At 65.1% G+C, this 17998-nt stretch carries 13 protein-coding genes; 7 read left to right on the top strand and 6 right to left on the bottom strand.

Annotated features, from left to right (window positions below):
* Nucleotide 1: 1 nt before the first annotated feature.
* Nucleotides 2-1213 (bottom strand): efflux RND transporter periplasmic adaptor subunit, encoded by a 1212-nt coding sequence (locus Q0C57_RS01490; RefSeq protein WP_296571048.1) that lies wholly within the window; start codon nt 1211-1213, stop codon nt 2-4.
* A 656-nt stretch (nt 1214-1869) separates the two neighbouring features.
* Between Q0C57_RS01490 and Q0C57_RS01485 the strand changes: the two genes are divergently transcribed.
* A complete protein-coding gene (locus Q0C57_RS01485; RefSeq protein ID WP_296571047.1) occupies nt 1870-3558 on the top strand; it encodes a methyl-accepting chemotaxis protein in 1689 nt (562 codons plus the stop codon).
* Between the two features lie 396 nt (nt 3559-3954).
* Here the strand turns inward: Q0C57_RS01485 and Q0C57_RS01480 are convergent, their stop codons facing one another.
* Entirely contained in the window at nt 3955-5007 is a 1053-nt protein-coding gene (locus tag Q0C57_RS01480; protein WP_296571046.1) for an HD domain-containing phosphohydrolase, read from the bottom strand.
* Between the two features lie 229 nt (nt 5008-5236).
* Here Q0C57_RS01480 and Q0C57_RS01475 point away from each other — a divergent pair, with 229 nt between their 5' ends.
* The gene (locus tag Q0C57_RS01475; protein ID WP_296571044.1) at nt 5237-8089 is read left to right on the top strand and encodes an ATP-binding protein; all 2853 of its coding nucleotides are present in this window, start codon (nt 5237-5239) and stop codon (nt 8087-8089) included.
* 154 nt (nt 8090-8243) lie between these two features.
* On the opposite strand, the gene Q0C57_RS01470 is transcribed toward Q0C57_RS01475, so the two are convergent.
* The 4 genes from Q0C57_RS01470 to Q0C57_RS01455 form a co-directional block, all read right to left on the bottom strand.
* The gene (locus Q0C57_RS01470; RefSeq protein ID WP_296571042.1) at nt 8244-8531 is read right to left on the bottom strand and encodes a hypothetical protein; all 288 of its coding nucleotides are present in this window, start codon (nt 8529-8531) and stop codon (nt 8244-8246) included.
* A 128-nt stretch (nt 8532-8659) separates the two neighbouring features.
* Nucleotides 8660-10366, bottom strand: a complete 1707-nt coding sequence (locus Q0C57_RS01465) for a methyl-accepting chemotaxis protein (protein WP_296571038.1) — start codon at nt 10364-10366, stop codon at nt 8660-8662.
* Nucleotides 10367-10750: 384 nt separating this feature from the next.
* Nucleotides 10751-11698, bottom strand: a complete 948-nt coding sequence (locus Q0C57_RS01460; protein ID WP_296571035.1) for a LysR family transcriptional regulator — start codon at nt 11696-11698, stop codon at nt 10751-10753.
* A gap of 440 nt (nt 11699-12138) precedes the next feature.
* On the bottom strand, nt 12139-13125 hold the full coding sequence (locus Q0C57_RS01455; protein ID WP_296571034.1) for a GntR family transcriptional regulator: 987 nt from the start codon (nt 13123-13125) through the stop codon (nt 12139-12141).
* 162 nt (nt 13126-13287) lie between these two features.
* Here Q0C57_RS01455 and Q0C57_RS01450 point away from each other — a divergent pair, with 162 nt between their 5' ends.
* The 5 genes from Q0C57_RS01450 (at nt 13288) to Q0C57_RS01430 (ending at nt 17997) form a co-directional block, all read left to right on the top strand.
* Complete coding sequence (locus Q0C57_RS01450; RefSeq protein WP_366937792.1) at nt 13288-14034, top strand: SDR family oxidoreductase; 747 nt, start codon at nt 13288-13290, stop codon at nt 14032-14034.
* Nucleotides 14035-14102: 68 nt separating this feature from the next.
* Complete coding sequence (locus tag Q0C57_RS01445) at nt 14103-15140, top strand: Ldh family oxidoreductase (RefSeq protein ID WP_296571538.1); 1038 nt, start codon at nt 14103-14105, stop codon at nt 15138-15140.
* A 55-nt stretch (nt 15141-15195) separates the two neighbouring features.
* Nucleotides 15196-16191 (top strand): C4-dicarboxylate TRAP transporter substrate-binding protein, encoded by a 996-nt coding sequence (locus tag Q0C57_RS01440; protein ID WP_296571031.1) that lies wholly within the window; start codon nt 15196-15198, stop codon nt 16189-16191.
* A 27-nt stretch (nt 16192-16218) separates the two neighbouring features.
* A complete protein-coding gene (locus tag Q0C57_RS01435) occupies nt 16219-16704 on the top strand; it encodes a TRAP transporter small permease (RefSeq protein WP_296571029.1) in 486 nt (161 codons plus the stop codon).
* A 9-nt stretch (nt 16705-16713) separates the two neighbouring features.
* On the top strand, nt 16714-17997 hold the full coding sequence (locus Q0C57_RS01430; protein ID WP_296571026.1) for a TRAP transporter large permease subunit: 1284 nt from the start codon (nt 16714-16716) through the stop codon (nt 17995-17997).
* Nucleotide 17998: the final 1 nt, after the last annotated feature.

The raw sequence follows: 17998 nt of genomic DNA, 5'->3' as shown, positions 1-17998 counted from the left end.
GCTATGTCCCGGCCGGGGCGGCGGGGCGCTCGGTGGCCTGGACGCGGGTACCCTGGCGGATGCGCTGTAGCCCCTCGAAGACCACTCGTTCGCCCGCCGTCACACCATCCGTCACCAGCCAGTCGTTGCCGACGGTCCGGCTGGCGCGCAACACGCGCTGTTCGACGACCCCTTCGGTGTTGACCACGAAGGCCATGGGCTCACCGCGCGGCGTCCGTAGCACGGCCCGCTGCGGGACGAGGATGGCGCGGTCGGTCACCCCCTCCTCGACGCGGGCGCGGACGAACATGCCGGGCAGCAGAAGCTGGTCGGGATTGGGGAACACTGCCCGCACCGTGACCGAGCCGGTGCCCTGATCGACGATCACCTCGGAGAACTGGACCTCGCCGGCATGGGGATATTCGGAGCCGTCCTCGAGGAGCAGCCGCGCCGTCGCGCGGTCTGCCGAGTCGCGGCGCAGAACGCCGCTGGCAACGTCGCGCCGCTGCTGCAGCAGGACGGCGCTGGGCTGCGTCAGGTCGACATAGATCGGATCGAGCTGGGTGACCGTCACGAGCGCGGTGGTCTGGTTGGCCGTGACGAGCGCGCCGGGCGTGACGCTGGCGCGACCGGTGCGGCCGTCGATCGGCGAGGCGACGCGGGTGTAGCTGAGGTCGATGCGGGCGGTCTCAAGGGCGGCCCGGGCCGAGATGATGTCGGCCCGGGTCTGGCGCAGCGTCGCTTCGGCATTTTCGAGGGTCTGCTCGCTCACGACCTGCGCCCGCGCCAGCGTGCGCAAGCGATTGGCGGTACTGGACGCGGCCTGCTCGGCGGCCTCGATGCGGGAGAGCGCCGCCTCGGCACGCCGCACGGCAGCCTCGAACGGCGCCGGATCGATCTGGAACAGCGACTGGCCCGCCTTCACCGCTTCCCCCTCGGCGAAATGGCGTTCGCGGAGAAGACCGCCCACCTGCGGACGGACCTCTGCAGCCCGATAGGGCGCGGTGCGACCGGGCATCACCGATGTCACGGGAATCTCGCGGCGCTCCAGTGTCACCACCGTCACAGCCACAGGGGCCGGAACCGCAGGGTTGGCGGCGGCGCGCGTCGGTTGGTCGTTACAGCCGGACGAGACCATCAGGATCGCGCCGAGCGCCAGGATCCCCAGCGGTCGCCCTGGAGGAGCCAGGCGGGGCACATGGCCCTGCAGCTTTGCTCCGGATACTCGTGCCATGAAGCCTCGTTCGCAGACAGATGGGTTTGACCGTGCGGGGGATACTGGGAAGTTTCCCCCAAGCGTCAACCCGTTTCCGAGGCTTGATGCCCGGAAACTGCGACGGCCGCCCGGGCTTGACGCGGAATTGAGCAGGGACGGACTGCGTGGACGTTCTACAGCAGCCGGTTGCCTCGCCGCCGGGCATGTCGAAAAGGCCGGAGGCGGCCCAGCCCAAAGGCCTGTTCCGCGCTGCGGAGCGCCAACATCCATCGGCTGGTGCATCTGCGTGAGATCTGGACGTGGATTGCCACCCGGGACCAAGCCGCTTCCCGATCACGATCTTTTGCACTGCGCGATCTCGGCTTCGGGAACGAACGCGCGCGCGTCATGACCTCCCACGCATCCAGCGCATGCCAGACGTGCAAGAGCCACCAGATCAGCCGACGCAGTCAAATTTCTTATTTTTATCAGAGACTTGATGCCTTCAACCGCACGTGCACATTGCGCCAACTTTCAGAGCATTACGCAAAGTCATTTTTAATCAAATGCCCGTCTTTTATGGCGCTCGCTGCAAAGACGCGGCGTAGTCGCAACGGCGCGACATCAAGCACCAGAATGCAGCAATCGCTGCATGCATTGGTGCGCTCACTCCACAAAAGCAGAAGCCAGCAGTCATGCAAACTCTTATTCGCAATCTGCCCATCGCCCCCAAGATCTTCACGGCCATCGTTCTTCTCCTTGCGACGTCTGTGACTGTGGCGCTGCTCGCATTCTGGAACTTCGCCGCCATGAATTCGGCGACCCGCGAAGTCGCGGCATCTGCCACGCGGGTCGAGGCGGGTGGGCGGGCAACGGCAAACCTGCTGTCCTATGCGCGCGCCGTCGAGTTTCTGCCGATCGAGATGCCCGTTTCACAGCGGGAAACGTTCGAGAACTGGACGAACGACGAATATCGGCGATTCCTCGTCCGGGTCACCCAACTCGAGCAGACGTCGCGCACGACCGTGGGGCGTGAGGATGTTGAAAAAATGCGCCGGCTGGCCGCGCAGCATCTAGCGGAGGCGTCGAAGATCCGGACAATGTCGCGCGACGGGGCCTATGACGAGGCCGGCAAGCTCGCCTTCACGGCCGCGCCGATCATCGCCCAGATCCGCGACGTCCTTCGCGGCATTGAACAGCGTGCCTCGGCGCGTCAACAGGAGGCGGTCAAGGCGGCCGATTCCGCCTATTCGCAGGCGACATGGATGATGATGGCAGCTTTGGCGATCGGCGGCGCGCTGAGCCTGGCGCTCACGGCCTGGCTCGTCATCGGCTTCATCACGCGACCGCTCGGTGCCATGACCAGCGCCATGCTGAAGGTTGCCGACGGTGATGTGACTACCGCCGTCCCGGCGCTCGGACAGCGCGACGAAATCGGCAAGCTCGCCGGCGCGCTCGAGACCTTCAAGGCCAACCTCATCGAGAGCCGCCGTCTGGAAGCCGAACAGGCAAAGGAGCGGGCCGCCAAGGAGCGTCGTGCGAATGTTGTTGCCGCCGCGGTGTCCGAGTTTGAAAAGTCGGTCAGCGAAATCGTCTCGACCGTCACCTCGGCTTCGGCCGAACTTGAGGCCGCGGCCGGCACCTTGACGGGCACCGCCGAGGCGACGCAGGCGAAATCGGGTATGGTGGCAGCAGCCTCGGAACAGGCCTCCGGCAATGTCCAGGCGGTGGCGGCCGCCACCGACGAAATGACCTCCTCCATCCACGAGATCGCCCGCCAGGTCCTGCAATCGACCGAAAAAGCGAATGCCGCCGTCGCCGAGGCGAAGGCAACTGATGCGAAGGTCTCGGCCCTCCTGGATGCTGCCGGGCGCATCGGCGAGGTGGTGAAGCTGATCACGGCGGTGGCTGAGCAGACCAACCTGCTCGCGCTCAACGCAACGATCGAGGCGGCACGCGCCGGAGAGGCCGGCAAGGGTTTCGCGGTCGTCGCGTCGGAAGTGAAGGCCCTGGCCGGGCAAACCGCAAAAGCCACCGACGCGATCGGCGCAGAGATATCTGCCATCCAGTCGGCGACGCGCGAAGCGGCCGCCTCGATCCGGTCCATCGGCACAACGATTGTCGAGGTCGCCGACACCGCGACGGCCATTGCGGCAGCGGTGGAGGAACAGGGCGTCGCGACCCAGGAGATCGCACGCAATGTCCAGGAAGCCGCCAAGGGCACCGTCGAGGTTGCCTCCTCCATCGTGGAGGTGAACCAGGGCGCCGTCGAGACCGGCTCGGCCTCCGCCCAGGTGCTGTCGGCATCCCAGGAACTGTCACAGCAGGGCAGCCGTCTGAAGACCCAGGTCGACTCGTTCCTCGCGACGGTGCGGGCAGCCTGACGTTCTTTTGGTCACCACCTCTTGCAGTCGGCCGCCGGGCCCCGGACAGGGCCCGGCCGGCTTGTCGCCTTCTTCGCCGGCCACAACCAGGGGCGACTTGTGCGACGGCGCGAAAGCTGCACGACAGCACCTATCCCCCTCGCCGTCGCCATATCCCGCGCCGCGCCCCAGCGACGAAGACGCCGGTGGGTGGAGATCCGGCTATGCGTCGGGCGAAGGTTCGGCACCTTGTTCTGGCGGGCGCTCCCGCCTGACAGCCCACTTCAGCGACGCATCGCCTGTCGACCGGTCGGTGACGGCCATGCTCGCCGTCCTGCGCCCGCCGGATAACCTTCATCGCCCGATCGCGCAGGAGAAGGAGGTGCGTCGTCCCCGGCGGCCGGCCGCAGATTCCGGTCAGACCCGCTCGGCCGTGGCGGCATTAACGCGCTCGGCATGAATGGCGAGAATTTCCGGCCAGACCGAGATCATGGCATCGACACATGCGGGATCGAAATGACGGCCGCGCTCGGCGAGAATATAGGCGCGCGCCTGTTCCGTCGGCCAGGCCGCCTTGTAGGGGCGTACCGAGGTGAGGGCATCGAACACATCGGCGAGCGCAGTGATCCGCCCGGCGATCGGGATCGCATCACCCGCGAGACGGAATGGATAACCGGAGCCGTCATAGCGCTCATGATGCGAGATGGCGATCTCGCCGGCGAGCCGGATGAGTTCCGACGACGAGCGCTCGAGGATCTCGCCGCCCTGCTGGGCATGTTTCTGCATCTCATGCCGCTCGTCCGGGGTGAGCGGTCCCGGTTTCAGAAGAATGGAATCGGGAATGCCGATCTTGCCGATGTCATGCATGGGGGCGGCGATCCGCAACCGCTCGCAGAATGCATCGTCCAGGCCCATGGCCCGCGCGATCTTCTCGGAATAACGCGACATCCGCTCAAGATGCTCGCCGGTCTCGGGATCGCGCAACTCCGCAGCGCGGGCGAGACGCGTGACGATTTCGGCCTCGCGGCCCCGCGCCACAGCCAGGGCCTTTTCCACCTCCAGCGACAACCACGCCGCCTGATCCTTCAGCTTCATCTGCACATCGGCGAGATGCATGAGGTTGCGGACGCGGGCCTTGAACTCGGCCGGATCGATCGGCTTGTGGATGAAGTCCGTCGCACCGGCCTGGAGGGCTTCCAGCCGGACTGACCGCTGATCCGTGGTCGTCACCATGATGATCGGCGTGTCCTGGAAACGGTCCCGGTCGCGCACCGCACGGATGAAATCGATCCCGTCGAGATCGGGCATCATATAGTCGACGAGGATGAGCGAGGGTCCGAGATCATCGATCCGCGCCAGGGCCTCGACCGGGCTCTTGAACGTCGTCGCCCCGACGATGCCGCAGGCATTCACGAGAGATTTGATGACGAGGAGATTGGTCTCCGCATCGTCAACAATCATCACAGTCATCGGCCCATCCATCCTTGCAGTCGATGATGCCTCGCGTGTTTCCAGCGGACAAGAGCCAAAAAACGCCTGCGGTGAACGAAGAGTTCACGGCTCCCTCCAGCGAATCCGGCGGCGCGGAGAAGGATTCGTTAGCTTCATCTCCAGAACCGGAATATTCCGGGCTGATTTTTACGCATCGGAAGCGTGGGTATGACAGCTTCGATCTTCCGGAAGATACAGGGTCCGTTCGGTGCTTCAGTCCCAGGTCAGCGCTCAAAAATCAGTTCGCCGCATCATCCTTCTCGCAACGGCCCTCGGGTTCGCGGTGATCGGCATGATCTGGGCCGCTACGGAAATGGACATCCGGCAGGAGCGCACCTTTGCCGAGCGAAAGGCCGTCCAGAGCGCGGAAAACTATGCCCGGCTGTTCGATGAGCATATCCGCCAGGCGATCAACGAGACCGACAACACGATCAAGTTCATCCGCCACGATTACCTGCGTGAGGCGGGCAATTTCGATCTGCAGGCCTGGGTCCGGAACCAATACAGCTTCAAGGACCTCGCGCTGCAATTCACGATCATCGGCGCCGACGGGCGCATGGAAACGACAACCACGGCAGGGGCCACGCCGCGCGTCGATCTCAGCGACCGCGAGCATTTCCGGGTCCATGTCGCCAGCACCATTGACTCGCTCTTCATCAGCCGGCCGGTTCTCGGCCGGGCCTCGGGCCGCTGGTCGATCCAGTTGACACGGCGGATCACGGATGAGGCCGGCCAGTTCCGAGGGGTCATCGTGGCCTCGCTAGACCCCTACTATCTCTCGCGATTCTATGAATCGATCGACCTCGGCAAGGGGGGTGGCATCACGGTGGTCGGCCGCGACCAGGTCGTCCGGGCCATGGCCGGTCTGTCCCAGCAGACTCTCGGAAGCCGCTACGCCGACGAGCCGTCGCTCACACGGGCGCTGCGCGACAGCTTCTTTGTCAGCATGGGCGAGAGACAGGAAACCGGGCGCGCCACCGCCTATCGGGCGATCACCGACTGGCCTCTTGTCGTCGCCGTCCGTGTCGATGACAGCGACGCACGCCAGAGGCGGATCACCGCCGCCGCGCAGACGCGCCTCATCTCGACGGCCCTGTCCATCGTCGTCCTGGCGGCGATCCTTCTCGGCATCGCCTACTGGCGGCGTTTCGGGGAAGCGCTGACGGCTCTCACCAAGAGCCGGGCGGCCGCCAAGGCGGCGACGCACGAACTCGATCTGACGCTGAACAACATGACCCAGGGCATCCTGATGGTCGACGGCAACGGCCAGGTCGCCGTGATCAACCAGAACGCACTGAACCTTCTGGGCCTGCCTGCGAGCTTCACCCGCGAGGGGTTCCTGCTGGCGGATCTTCTGGAGCACGAAGGCAAAACGGGCGACCGTATCGTTTCCGACGTCCATGGCGGATCACCGCCCGAGTCTGACGACCTGTCCGTCCGTGAATGCCAATGCGCAGGAGGAAAGGTTCTCGAGATCTGCACACGGCATCTCCCCGGCGGCGGCTTCGTGCAGACCTATACCGATATCACCGAGCGCAAGCGCTCCGAACAGGCGCTGCGGGATGCGCGCGACATTGCCGAGAAAGCATCGCAGGTTCGCACCGCCTTCCTCGCAACCATGAGCCATGAAATCCGTACGCCCCTGAACGGCATCATCGGCATGTCCTCGATCCTGGAAGCGACGCAACTGTCGCCCGACCAGCGCGGCTACCTGAAGACCATCCATGAGTGCGGCGAGGCTCTGCTCGACATCGTCAACGACGTGCTCGACTACGCCAAGCTCGATTCCGGCGCCGTCGTGCTGGAGCAGATGGCGGTCGAAGTCCGCGGCCTCGCAACCTCGGTGAAGGAGATGCTGGGTCCCCGGGCGCTGGAGAAGAACCTCCGCTTTGATCTCGTGGTGGCCGACGACGTGCCCACGTGGATCGAGACGGACGGGACGCGCATCCGACAGGTTCTCATCAATCTGGTCGCCAACGCCCTGAAATTCACGCTCTCGGGCGGTGTCGTCGTCTCGGTGGCGACACGCAGCCTTTCGGGAGGGCGGCCGGGTCTGCGCTTCTCCGTCATCGATTCCGGCATCGGCATCGCCGACGAATCCCGCACACGCCTCTTCAAGGAGTTCTCGCAGGTCGACGCCTCGATCACCCGCCGCTTCGGTGGAACGGGCCTGGGCCTGGCCATCTGCAAGCGCATCGTCCAGGCCCTCGGCGGCGAGATCGGTGTCGACAGCACCCTGGGCAAGGGCTCGACCTTCTGGTTCGATGTCCCGGCCCGCGCAGTCGCCGTTGTGCTGTCCGAACCGACACGGAGCTCGCGGACCCAGCTTCCGGCCCGGCTCAGCGTCCTTCTTGTCGAGGACAATCCCGTCAACCAGCAAGTCGCAACCCTGCTCCTCACGGCCATGGGCCACGTGGTGACGGTCGCCGAACACGGCCGGGTGGCTTTGGATCTTGCCGCTGACCAGGCCTTCGACGTGATCCTGATGGACATGCAAATGCCCGTCATGGACGGGACGCAGACGGCGCGCGCCTTGCGCAGCGGCACCGGACCGAACCGCCAGACCGCCATCATAGGCCTCACCGCCAATGCCTTCGCCTCAGACCGGCAAGCCTGCCTCGATGCTGGCATGGACGATTTCCTCGCCAAGCCCGTGACCCGGGAGAAGCTGGATGCGACCCTAGCGGAACTGGCGAAAAATCCCCCGTCCATCGCATCCAAGACGGCGCCAAAGGGCAATGTCGATCAGGCGTTCCGCAGCGCGCTCTTTGATGAGATCGGGCCCGACGCCTCCGTCATGCTGCTCAAGACCTTCATCGCCGAGGCGCAGCGCCTGCTCTGCGAAATCCAGGCCGCGGCCACGGCGGGCGATAGTGTCCCTGTCGCCGGCCTGCTGCACCAGTTGAAAGGCGCGGCTGCCAATCTGGGCCATCTCGGCATCGTCGCCCTTGCTGAAACGCCCGCAGGAGATTTCGCCGACAGCGCGACGTTGCAGAGCTTCGCAACGCGGCTGGAGGCCTATCTGGCGGCGGAGAAGCTCGATCTGCGCGCTGCCGCCTGAGGCCTCCGGGCGTTGCCGCCCGTCCGGCGGGAATGGCCGCAGGACGGGAGCCTTTCGAGACTGGCGGTGCAGCCCGCCATGCGTGGCGCCCTCCCCCATCGCGGCTCTTTCGATCACAACCCCGGCGCGAGGGCATGCGTCGCAGAGTGCATGCTCATACGGCGTGAGGAGGCCTGTTCCCAGGGCAGACCCGCACCACCTTGTCGCGGATGATCGACAGATCCTTGATGTTTTTCTCGATCACCAAGAGTGCATCCAGGCGATCATCGACGTTGCTATCCAGATCGATGATCGACTGCGCAAGCATATGGTAGGATTTTGCCATCATCGTCAGCACTTCGAGGATTTCGATCTTCGCGTTGGTGCCCTCATCCTCGAGGACGTGCGTGCGCATCTTGACGACGTTGAAATCTCGACCGCCCGACTGGTCAGTATTGATCATGACATTGATCCTGCTCCGGGTGCATGCACAGGCCTTCATCAGCGCAGAACACAGGCTGAGCTAGGGTGGCGGAGAAACCCCGCGGGTCGGCCTTTGCGAAAGACCGACCCGCCAGGGGACGGTGGTGATCAGGCCGCCCTGACGTTGGCGAGGAACTGCCTCACCTCAGCCGAGAGGCGCTCGGCCTGACGGGCGAGATCGGCCGAGGCGCTGAGCACCTGGGAGGCACCGTGGCCGGTCTCGGCTGCGGCCTGGGCGACGGAGGTGATCGCCGAGGAAACCTCGTTGGTGCCGGTCGAGGCCTGGCCGACCGAGTTGACGATCTCCCGCGTCGCGGCGCCCTGCTGCTCCACTGCCGAGGCGATCGATGAGGTCGCCTCGTCAATCGACCGAATGCTACCCGTGATACCGGCAATGGCATCGACCGCCCTCTTGGTCGTTTCCTGGATGGAGACGATCTGCGAACCGATCTCGCTGGTGGCCTTCGCCGTCTGCTCGGCGAGGCCCTTGACCTCCTGGGCGACGACGGCGAAGCCCTTGCCGGCCTCGCCGGCGCGGGCGGCCTCGATGGTGGCGTTGAGGGCCAGAAGATTGGTCTGGCTGGCAATGTTCGAGATCATCTCGACGATGGCGCCGATGCGGGCGGCGCCCTGCGACAGTTCGGAGACGATGCCGCCCGTCGAATCCGCTTCCTTGACGGCGCCACGGGCAAGCCCGGCCGAATGCTGCACCTGGCGGCCGATCTCCTGCACCGAAGCGCCGAGTTCCTCCGCAGAACCCGCCACCGCCGTGACGTTGGCACCGGCCTCTTCGGCGGCGCTGGCGACCGAGGTCGACTGGGCCGAGGCTTCCTGGGCGGAGGCGGTGAGCTGCGTGGCGGTGGCCTGCATCTCGGTGGCCGCCGCCGACACCATGTCGACGATGCCGCCGACGGAGGCTTCGAAGCGGTCAGCCATCTCGCGCATCATCGCCTTCTGCTGTTGCTCCTGCTGGGCTTTGGATGCTTCCTGCTCGGCACGCAGGCGCGCAGTCTCAAGACCGCTGGCCCGGAAAACTTCGGCGGAGCGGGCGATGTCGCCGACCTCGTCCTTGCGCTCGGCACCGGCGATCTTGACATCGAAATTGCCCGCCGCGAGGGCCGTCAATGTCTCGTTGATGGCGCGGATCGGCCGGGCGATGCCGAACTGGCCGATGACCATCGCCAACCCCGTGCCGAGGAGCACCGCGACCACGACGAGTGAGACGATCAATCGCGCCTGGCTGTCCTTCTCGGCCTGCAATTCCTTCGCCATTGTCTGGCTGCGGTTGACGAGCAGGGTGACCAGTTCCTGGGCGCGCTTGCGGGCCTCGGCGATCAAGGGCTCGCTGACCCTTGTCAGTTCTTCCAGCCGCGCGCTCTGTTCGGCGGTCGCCTTGCCCTGGATCGAGAGGCCGAAAGCCAGGGTCCGGTTGGTGCCGGAGATGGCCTGGTCCGCCGCCTGTTCCGTTCGGCGCAGCACCTCCTGCACCTGAGGATACGCATAGCCTCGGATATGGTCGAACTCGCGCTGCACTTCGGTAATGAGCGGACGGACAAGCTCAGCGGAGCGCCTGAACGATTCCCCATCCGCTTGGCTCGCGGCGACCATCTCGTAGCGGTTGATCAGGACGAGGGCGAGATTTGCACGCGCTGCGGCAACCGCCCGCGCGCCCGCCTCGGATGACTCCTGCGCCTCCCGCGCGACATGCGACAGGGACGAAAACGCCATCCACCCGAGGGCGCAGATCAATGCATTGAGAAAGATGACCACCGCCAGAATTTTCGGGGTGGTGCGGAATCGGCCGAGGATCGCCATGCGTTTTCTCCTGAGGATGCTCGCACAACATCCCGGAGTATAATCGTTAAAAACATATTAAAAATGCGCATTTCCGACCATTCCCCCACGTTAACTTTGCTTATATGTCATATTTTCGCAAATTACGATCCTGTGAAATTGATATAGAACGTGCGAAAATCGAATTTAAACTGTTTTCATCGATATCTCTCTTTAAGAAAATACGAATATTAGCGGTTCTTATATGAGAACAGCATTCGCCATCTTGCTGCACTCGTGCCGAGCACAGGGACATTGCAGGCTGCAGCCCATCAGGCGCCGATTTCGTCCAGTCACCGTGCCCATTCTCGCAAGGCGACGGTCAGGACATTGTTGGGGGAGCGGCAATGAGCGTTGCCATCGCGGTCACGCGAGGGGAGTAGCCCGCGGGCACCCCTCCCTGACCTGGTCGCACAGCCATCCGATCCGGGGATCTCCCTGATGCCGCCTGTGCCAGAAGACCGATACGGGAAACCGCCGGATCTCAATGGGAGGAAAAGCCGTCGCGAGCCGGAAATGCTCGGCGAAAGCGTCCGCGACAGAAGCGGGAATCGTCGTGATCATGCCTGTCTCGGCAACGATGATCAACGCGGTCAGGATGGACGGCACGCCCACCTTGATGTCACGGCGCAAGCCGCGCATTTCCAAGGTCTCGTCGACGATGCCGGTCATCGTGCCGCGAAACGACACCAGCACATGCCCGGCAGAGCAATAGTCCTCGATGGAGAGGCGCTGCGCGTTCTGCAGCGTCTCCGGCCGGCCGACGACGCGATATTCCTCGTCATACATCTTTTCCGCCAGGGCGGCCTGAGGCGGGTTCCAGATGGTGCCCACCGCGATATCGATCTCGCCCTCCATCAGCGCGTCGACGGCCGCCTGACGATCGAAGGGCTGAACCGACAGTTTCAGCCCCGGCGCCTTCCGCGAGAGCAGCGAGACGAGGCGAGGGAGAATGACAACCTGTTCGGCGTCAAAGGCGGCGATCCGGATCAGGCCCTGGGCCTCGGCGGGATCGAAACGCCGCGGCAGGACGACCGCCGCCCGCAGGGAGTCGACCGCCTGCGCGACCGCGGGCTCGATCCCGAGCGCCAGAGCGGTCGGCTCCATGCCATGCGACCGCCGCAGAAACAGTTCATCCTCAAAAATCTCGCGCAGGCGCTTGAGGGCCTGACTGATCGCCGGTTGCGTGAGTCCAAGCTCCCGCGCGACCTCTGACGACTTGCGATGACGCATCAATCCGAGAAAGACGAGCAGAAGCGTGACGTCGATGCGCCTCAGCAAATTGCGCCGATCCCCTGATGCCTTTGCCGACAAGCCCCTGATCCTTTTCTATTTATTGCTTATACGACTGTCTCAATTTCTTGTTTATCACCATCAATAAGAGTTCCCGTAAAAACACGAGTTATATTATTATGTATGCGCCTCCATTCACTGCCGTACGTCATCGTATTTTACGCGAAAAATCAGTAAATTTCGCATTTTTCCCGCCGCAAACCTTTCGATTCGCAAACACAAACTCTCCTACCGGAACCGATTGCTATTTTCTACGTTGTCACGCAGTCATTGTTCGAAATTCGGATATAAATTATATTTATATCAGCGTTAATACATGGCCTCTTTTCAAGGCTGCGCGTCCGGACTCAGGAACAAGGCACGAGGGGCGGATTTCCATGGCGGACGGGCCTTGACGCGGCAGATGACCCTCGGCCGCAGCTTCATTCGCTGCGCGGTCGCCGCGTCCGCCTCCTGTCCTGTCAGGTGATCCGGACGAGATATCCGAGGGGCTGTGGGGAAACGAGACTCGTGACGGCTTCAATGCGATAGACGGCGCGATCCAGCGACAGCGCGAGATGCTCACGCAATGCGGCTGCTGCTGCCTCCGCATGTCCGGCCACGAGGCGCGCCAGCACCTCGCGATGTTCGGGCAGGAACGGTTCGGTCGGAAAGATCCGCGGTGCGGTCATGTAGAGGAAGCTGTGGGCGCTAAGCAGTGATTGGTAGAGCCCGATCGCCTCCATCATCGTGCGGTTGCCGCAATGACCGATGAGATTGACGTGGAGTTCGTGCTCCAGACGGTCGAGATCGGCGCCATCGAGACATTCGGCGCGGGCTATCGATGCGTCGAGGCTGGCGAGCAGTGATTCAGCCAGTCCGGGCGGAAGCCGCGGCGCGGCGTTGATCAGGGCCTGAGGCTCGAGGGTCCTGCGCATCTCGTAGAGATCGGCCACATAATCGCGCCCGAGACCCGGGACGAACCAGCGCGACCGGTCGTCCTTCTTGACGATCCCGCGCTGCTGGAGCCGGCCAAGGACCTCCCGCGCCACGGTCCGCGAGACGCCATAATGCTCGGCGAGGTCGGCCTCGACGACCCGCCAGGTCCCGAATGACATTCGCGCCACGAGGTTCGGCTCGACTTCACGGTAGATGCGGGCCCAACTCGCCTCGGCCGAGACGCGCGGCAGATCACGGTCTGCGGGGGAGATCGGGTCCGATGCCGGCTGACCCTCCAGCGGCCTGACGACATAGGCCAGTCCGCGTGGCGCGAGCCACCCCGCCTCCTTCAGTTCATCGAGGGCGCGACGCACCGGTCCCCGGCTTGTCCCGAACTCGCGCGCCACCGCAGCCGTGCGGAATAGGGTACCGGCGGGAATCGCGCCGGAAGCCAGCCGCTGCGACAACACCGAAACCAGCTGTTCGAAGATCCGCGGCGCCTTGCCCTGCGGTGCATCCTGCTCCTGCACCTGGCCGTCTCCCCTCCCCGTCGCGTGACAATGGCCACGTTCGACCGCATTTGCCCGGGGACACTAGCGCGACACGCAGCCGCAGAAACAGGGGTTGCCCGTCCTCTCCAAATGTCTAGTGTATACACTAATCAAAAAATGACATTCGGGGATGCGGTGGGGATGGTGCTAGGGCGACTTGCCGGCAAGACGGTTCTGGTCACGGGTGCGGGCCAGGGAATAGGCCGCGCCATCGCGCTCGCCTGCGAGCGGGATGGTGCCCAGGTTCTCGCGACGAGCCGGACGCTGTCGAAGCTCGAGGATCTGCCGCGTCTCTCCTCCCGGATCCGCACCGCCGCCCTCGACGTCACCGACGCATCTGCCGTCGCATCCGTCGTGGCCACGGCAGGGCCTGTCGATGCGCTGGTCCACGCGGCCGGATGGGTGCATGCCGGAACGATCCTCGACTGCTCCCCCGAAGACTGGGCCCGCAGCCTCGACCAGAACGTCACGTCCGCCTATCGGGTCATGCGGGAAGTGCTCCCCGGCATGCTGCAGCGGGGGCGCGGCACCATCGTCAACGTCGCCTCCGTCGCGTCCAGCCTGACCGGCGTCGCCAACCGTGCCGCCTATGGCGCCAGCAAGGCCGCGCTGATCGGTCTCAGCAAGGCCGTCGCGCGCGATTTCATCGGCCGCGGCATCCGATGCAACGTGCTGTGCCCGGGCACGACCGACACACCCTCGCTCGCCGAGCGCATCGCGACGACCGGCGATGCCGCGACAGCCCGCCAGGCGATGATCGCCCGTCATCCCATCGGTCGCCTCGCGACGGTCGACGAAATGGCGGCTGCGGCCGTGTTCCTCGTCAGCGACGAAAGCGCCTTCATGACAGGGCAGTTGCTGGTCATCGACGGGGGGCAGACGCTGTGACGGCAGAGGCGCTCCACAGGTCACCAACAGCCGACACTGCCGGATCGGCCCGGGCTGCGCCGGAGTCCCTGGCGTCCTTCTGCCGGCAGGTTCTTGCCGCGGCCGGTGCGGACACGGACACGGCCGCCGCCGCGACACGGGCCATGATGCACGGCTCGCTGCTCGGCATCGACAGCCACGGCGTCAGGCTCACCAGCCATTACGTGAAGGCCATCGAGGGCGGGCGGGTCAATGGCCGTCCGAGCCTCGCGGTTACCCAGACCGCACCCGCCGCCGCGATTCTGGACGGCGATAACGGCCATGGCGCGCTCGTGACTTTCGCCGCCATGGACAAGGCCTGCGAACTCGCCCGCATCAACGGCATCGGCGCCGTGACCATCCGCCGGTCGTCGCATTTTGGCGCTGCGGGCGCCTATGCGCTGGCGGCCGCGGAGGCGGGCCTGATCGGGCTCACGGTCTGCAACTCCGACAGTTTCATGCGGCTGCACGGCGGCGCCGAGCGTTTCCATGGCACCAATCCGATCGCCGCCGCTGTGCCACTGGCCGGCGAACGCCCCTGGCTTCTCGACATGGCGACCAGCGCCATCCCCTATAACCGCGTCCTGCTCTACCGCAGCCTCGGGCTACCCCTGCCCGAGGGCGTGGCGTCCGACGGTGACGGGATCGACGTCAATGACCCGCACGGGGTGGAAATGCTGGCGCCGCTCGGCGCCGCCTTCGGCCACAAGGGTGCCGGGCTCGCAGGGCTGGTGGAGATCCTGTCGGCAGTGCTCACCGGCATGAAGCTCTCCTTCGACATCGCCCCGATGGGCGGGCCGGACTTCACCGCTCCGCGCGGCATGGGCGCCTTCGTCCTCGCCGTCGCGCCGGAAGCCTTCATCCCCCGTCCAGAATTCGACGCGGCCATGCGCCGCTATGTCGACCGGTTGAGAACGTCGCGGACCGTTGCGCAGGGCGCGGTGCTCGCGCCCGGCGACCGGGAATGGGGGGAAGCCGCCCTGCGGCAGAAGAACGGAATCCCGGTGGATCCGGTGACGATCGAAGACTTCACCGCATTGGCTGGGCGCTTCGGCATCACCCTGCCGGGCTTCGATCGGAAGGCATGACGCAGCAGCCATCACGACCGTCCGCCCGAGGACGGCAAGACAGGGAGACGAAACGATGAAGACGGGACTTAAGGCCATGGCCGGCCTCCTCGCCGGCGCTGCATTCTCGCTCGCCATGCAGGCACCGGCGGCCGCGCAGCAGTTCACACTGCGCTTGAACCACGTGCTCGCTCCGACAGAACCCTTCCATGAAGGCTTCCAGCTCTGGGCGCGACGGGTCGAAGAGCGCACCCGTGGCGCCCTGCGCATGCAGGTCTTCCACTCGGCGCAGCTGGGCGTCGAGGAGGACATCATCGAGCAGATGCGCCAGGGCGCGAATATCGCCCAGAACACCGATGCCGCACGCCTCGGGACCTATGTCCGCGGCATCGCGGTGATGAACGGCCCCTATTTCGCCGAAACGCTCGACGAGGTGGCGAAGCTCAGGGAATCGCCGACCATCAAGCGCTTCGTCGACGAGCTCGCGACCCAGCACGGGCTGCGCGTCGTCTGCTTCGACTGGGTGCAGGGGATGCGCCATTTCTATACCAACAAGCCCGTTCGCAAGCCGGAAGACCTCGCGGGCCTGCGCATCCGCACGCCCCCGGCGCCGATCTGGCAGGAATCGATCCGTGCCCTCGGCGCATCGCCGGTCGCCATGGCCTTCGGCGACATGTATCCCGCCCTGCAACAGCGGGCGATCGACGGGGTCGAGCTGGTCCACAACAACATTCCCGGTCGCCGCTTCTGGGAGGTGCTGAACCACGCCAACGAAACGTCGCACATCCTTCTGATCAACTTCCAGGTCGTCGGAGCACAGTTCTTCAACCGTCTGCCGGCTGAGCTGCAGACGGCCCTCGTGGAGGAGTGCCAGAAGGCCGGTCGCGAAACCTCGGAGAAGATCCTCGCCTCCGAGGCGCAGGTGCGCCAGACCCTGCGCGAGCGCGGGATGACGCTGGTCACCGACGTCGATCTCGCGGCCTTCCGCCGGGCGGGCGAGCGCGCCTATCAGGCGCTCAACCTGCTGGAAGTGCGCGACGCCGTTCATCGTGAGATCGGCAAGCAGCGCTGACCACACAGCCAGCACGGGGAAACGACCATGCGATCCTTCCATCGCCATCTCGGCCGGGTCGAGGCCGTGATCGCCGGAAGCTTCCTCGTGCTGATGGTGGTGCTCATCTTCGCGGGCGGCGTCGGCCGGCTGGCCGGCTATCCGCTGAACTGGTCGGGCGACATGGCCACGGCGCTTTTCGCCTGGGCCTGTTTCCTGAGCGCCGACATCGCCTGGCGCAACAATGCCCTGATGTCGGTCGGGCTGCTGCTCGACCGACTGTCGCCCTCGGCACGGCGCGCCATGGTGATCGTCAATCACCTGATCGTGCTGGCGTTCCTAGCCTTCATCGTGGTGGCGGGGCTGTGGCTGGCCTGGATCAGCCGTGCCCGAACCTTCCAGGGGCTTCCGAACGTCAGCTATTCCATCGTCACGCTCAGCCTGCCGGTCGGCTGCGCCCTGATGTTCCTGACCTCGGTGCTCAAGCTGCGCGACCTGATCGGCCCCCCTCCCCAACCCGCCGCTGAGCAGTGAGGCCGGGCGATGCTGACCGTCTTCATCGTCTTCGTCGTGCTCACGCTCATCGGCGTGCCCGTCGCCTTCGCGCTCGGCATCTCGGGCGCCATCTTCTTTGTTCTGAACCCTGACATCCCCTTCACCGTCCCGGTCCAGCTGACGGTCTCGCAGACACAGAATTTTGCCCTGCTCGCGATCCCGCTCTTCATCATGGCGGGCAATTTCCTCAACCAGGCTGCCATCACCGAACGGATGATCCAGCTCGCCACCGTCCTGGTCGGGCGGCTGAAGGGCGGTCTCGCCCAGGTCGACCTCGCCCTCTCCGGCCTGATGGGCGGCGTCTCCGGATCGGCGATCGCCGACGCCGCCATGTCGGCGCGGATGCTTGGCCCCAACATGATCCGCCGGGGCATGTCGAAGGGCTTCGTCGCAGGCATCATCTCCTTCTCGTCTCTGCTGACGCCGGTGATCCCGCCCGGAATCGGTATGATCCTCTACGGCACCGTGGGTCAGGTCTCCATCGGCCGGCTTTTCGCCGCCGGCTTCGTGCCGGCTTTCCTGCTGTGGGCGGCCATGGCGGCGGTCATCTGGGTGGTGGCGCGCCGGCGGGGCTATGACGCCGAACTGTCCAAGCGGCCGACGATTGGCCAGATCGCCAGCGCGTTCCGCGCCAGCATCTGGGCGATCCTCTTCCCGGTCTTCCTCCTCCTCGGCCTGCGCTGGGGCGTCTTCACGCCATCCGAGGTCGGCGCCTTCGCCGTGGTCTATGCCGTCGGCGTCGGCGTTTTCGCCCACCGCGCGCTCACGCGTGCCGGCTTCATCGAAGGGCTGGAGATGAGCCTGAGGGATGTCGGCGCGGTCATGTTCCTGCTCTCGCTCGCCGCCATCTTCAGCTATGGGATCGTCTACGAGCAGGTGCCGGACACGATCTCGCGCTGGGTGCTGGGGATCAGCCGCGACCTTGAGACGGTCATGGTCATCATCGTCCTGCTCGTCGTCGTGGCGGGTTTCGTCATCGACGGGGCGATCCTGATCGTCATGCTCACACCGATCTTCCTGCCGCTGATCCTGAGCCTGGGCGGCGATCCCGTCCATTTCGGCATCGTCTTCATCATCGCGGCGACGATCGGGAATTTCACGCCGCCGGTCGGCGCCGCGATGTTCGCCGTCTGCACCATCCTGAAAGTGTCGATTGCGGAATATACCCGCGAATCCCTGCCCTTTTTCGCCGCGGTCTGCGGCATTACCCTGCTCCTGGTGTTCATGCCCGCCCTGGTGCTGTGGATTCCCAACATGATGTTCGCGCGGTGAC

The sequence above is a fragment of the Phreatobacter sp. genome (assembly GCF_022843985.1).
In the GTDB taxonomy this organism is placed as follows: Bacteria; Pseudomonadota; Alphaproteobacteria; order Rhizobiales; family Phreatobacteraceae; genus Phreatobacter.
Note: the sequence above shows the minus strand (reverse complement) of the source record. Positions and strands in the feature narration are given on the sequence as shown.

Bases quoted from the DNA above. Each gene is read 5' to 3' on its own strand.
- Q0C57_RS01440 (WP_296571031.1), top strand. From the start codon at position 15,196: ATGAAGACGGGACTTAAGGCCATGGCCGGCCTCCTCGCCGGCGCTGCA.
- Q0C57_RS01470 (WP_296571042.1), bottom strand. From the start codon at position 8,531: ATGATCAATACTGACCAGTCGGGCGGTCGAGATTTCAACGTCGTCAAG.
- Q0C57_RS01465 (WP_296571038.1), bottom strand. From the start codon at position 10,366: ATGGCGATCCTCGGCCGATTCCGCACCACCCCGAAAATTCTGGCGGTG.
- Q0C57_RS01430 (WP_296571026.1), top strand. From the start codon at position 16,714: ATGCTGACCGTCTTCATCGTCTTCGTCGTGCTCACGCTCATCGGCGTG.
- Q0C57_RS01490 (WP_296571048.1), bottom strand. From the start codon at position 1,213: ATGGCACGAGTATCCGGAGCAAAGCTGCAGGGCCATGTGCCCCGCCTG.
- Q0C57_RS01435 (WP_296571029.1), top strand. From the start codon at position 16,219: ATGCGATCCTTCCATCGCCATCTCGGCCGGGTCGAGGCCGTGATCGCC.
- Q0C57_RS01480 (WP_296571046.1), bottom strand. From the start codon at position 5,007: ATGACTGTGATGATTGTTGACGATGCGGAGACCAATCTCCTCGTCATC.
- Q0C57_RS01450 (WP_366937792.1), top strand. From the start codon at position 13,288: ATGGTGCTAGGGCGACTTGCCGGCAAGACGGTTCTGGTCACGGGTGCG.
- Q0C57_RS01485 (WP_296571047.1), top strand. From the start codon at position 1,870: ATGCAAACTCTTATTCGCAATCTGCCCATCGCCCCCAAGATCTTCACG.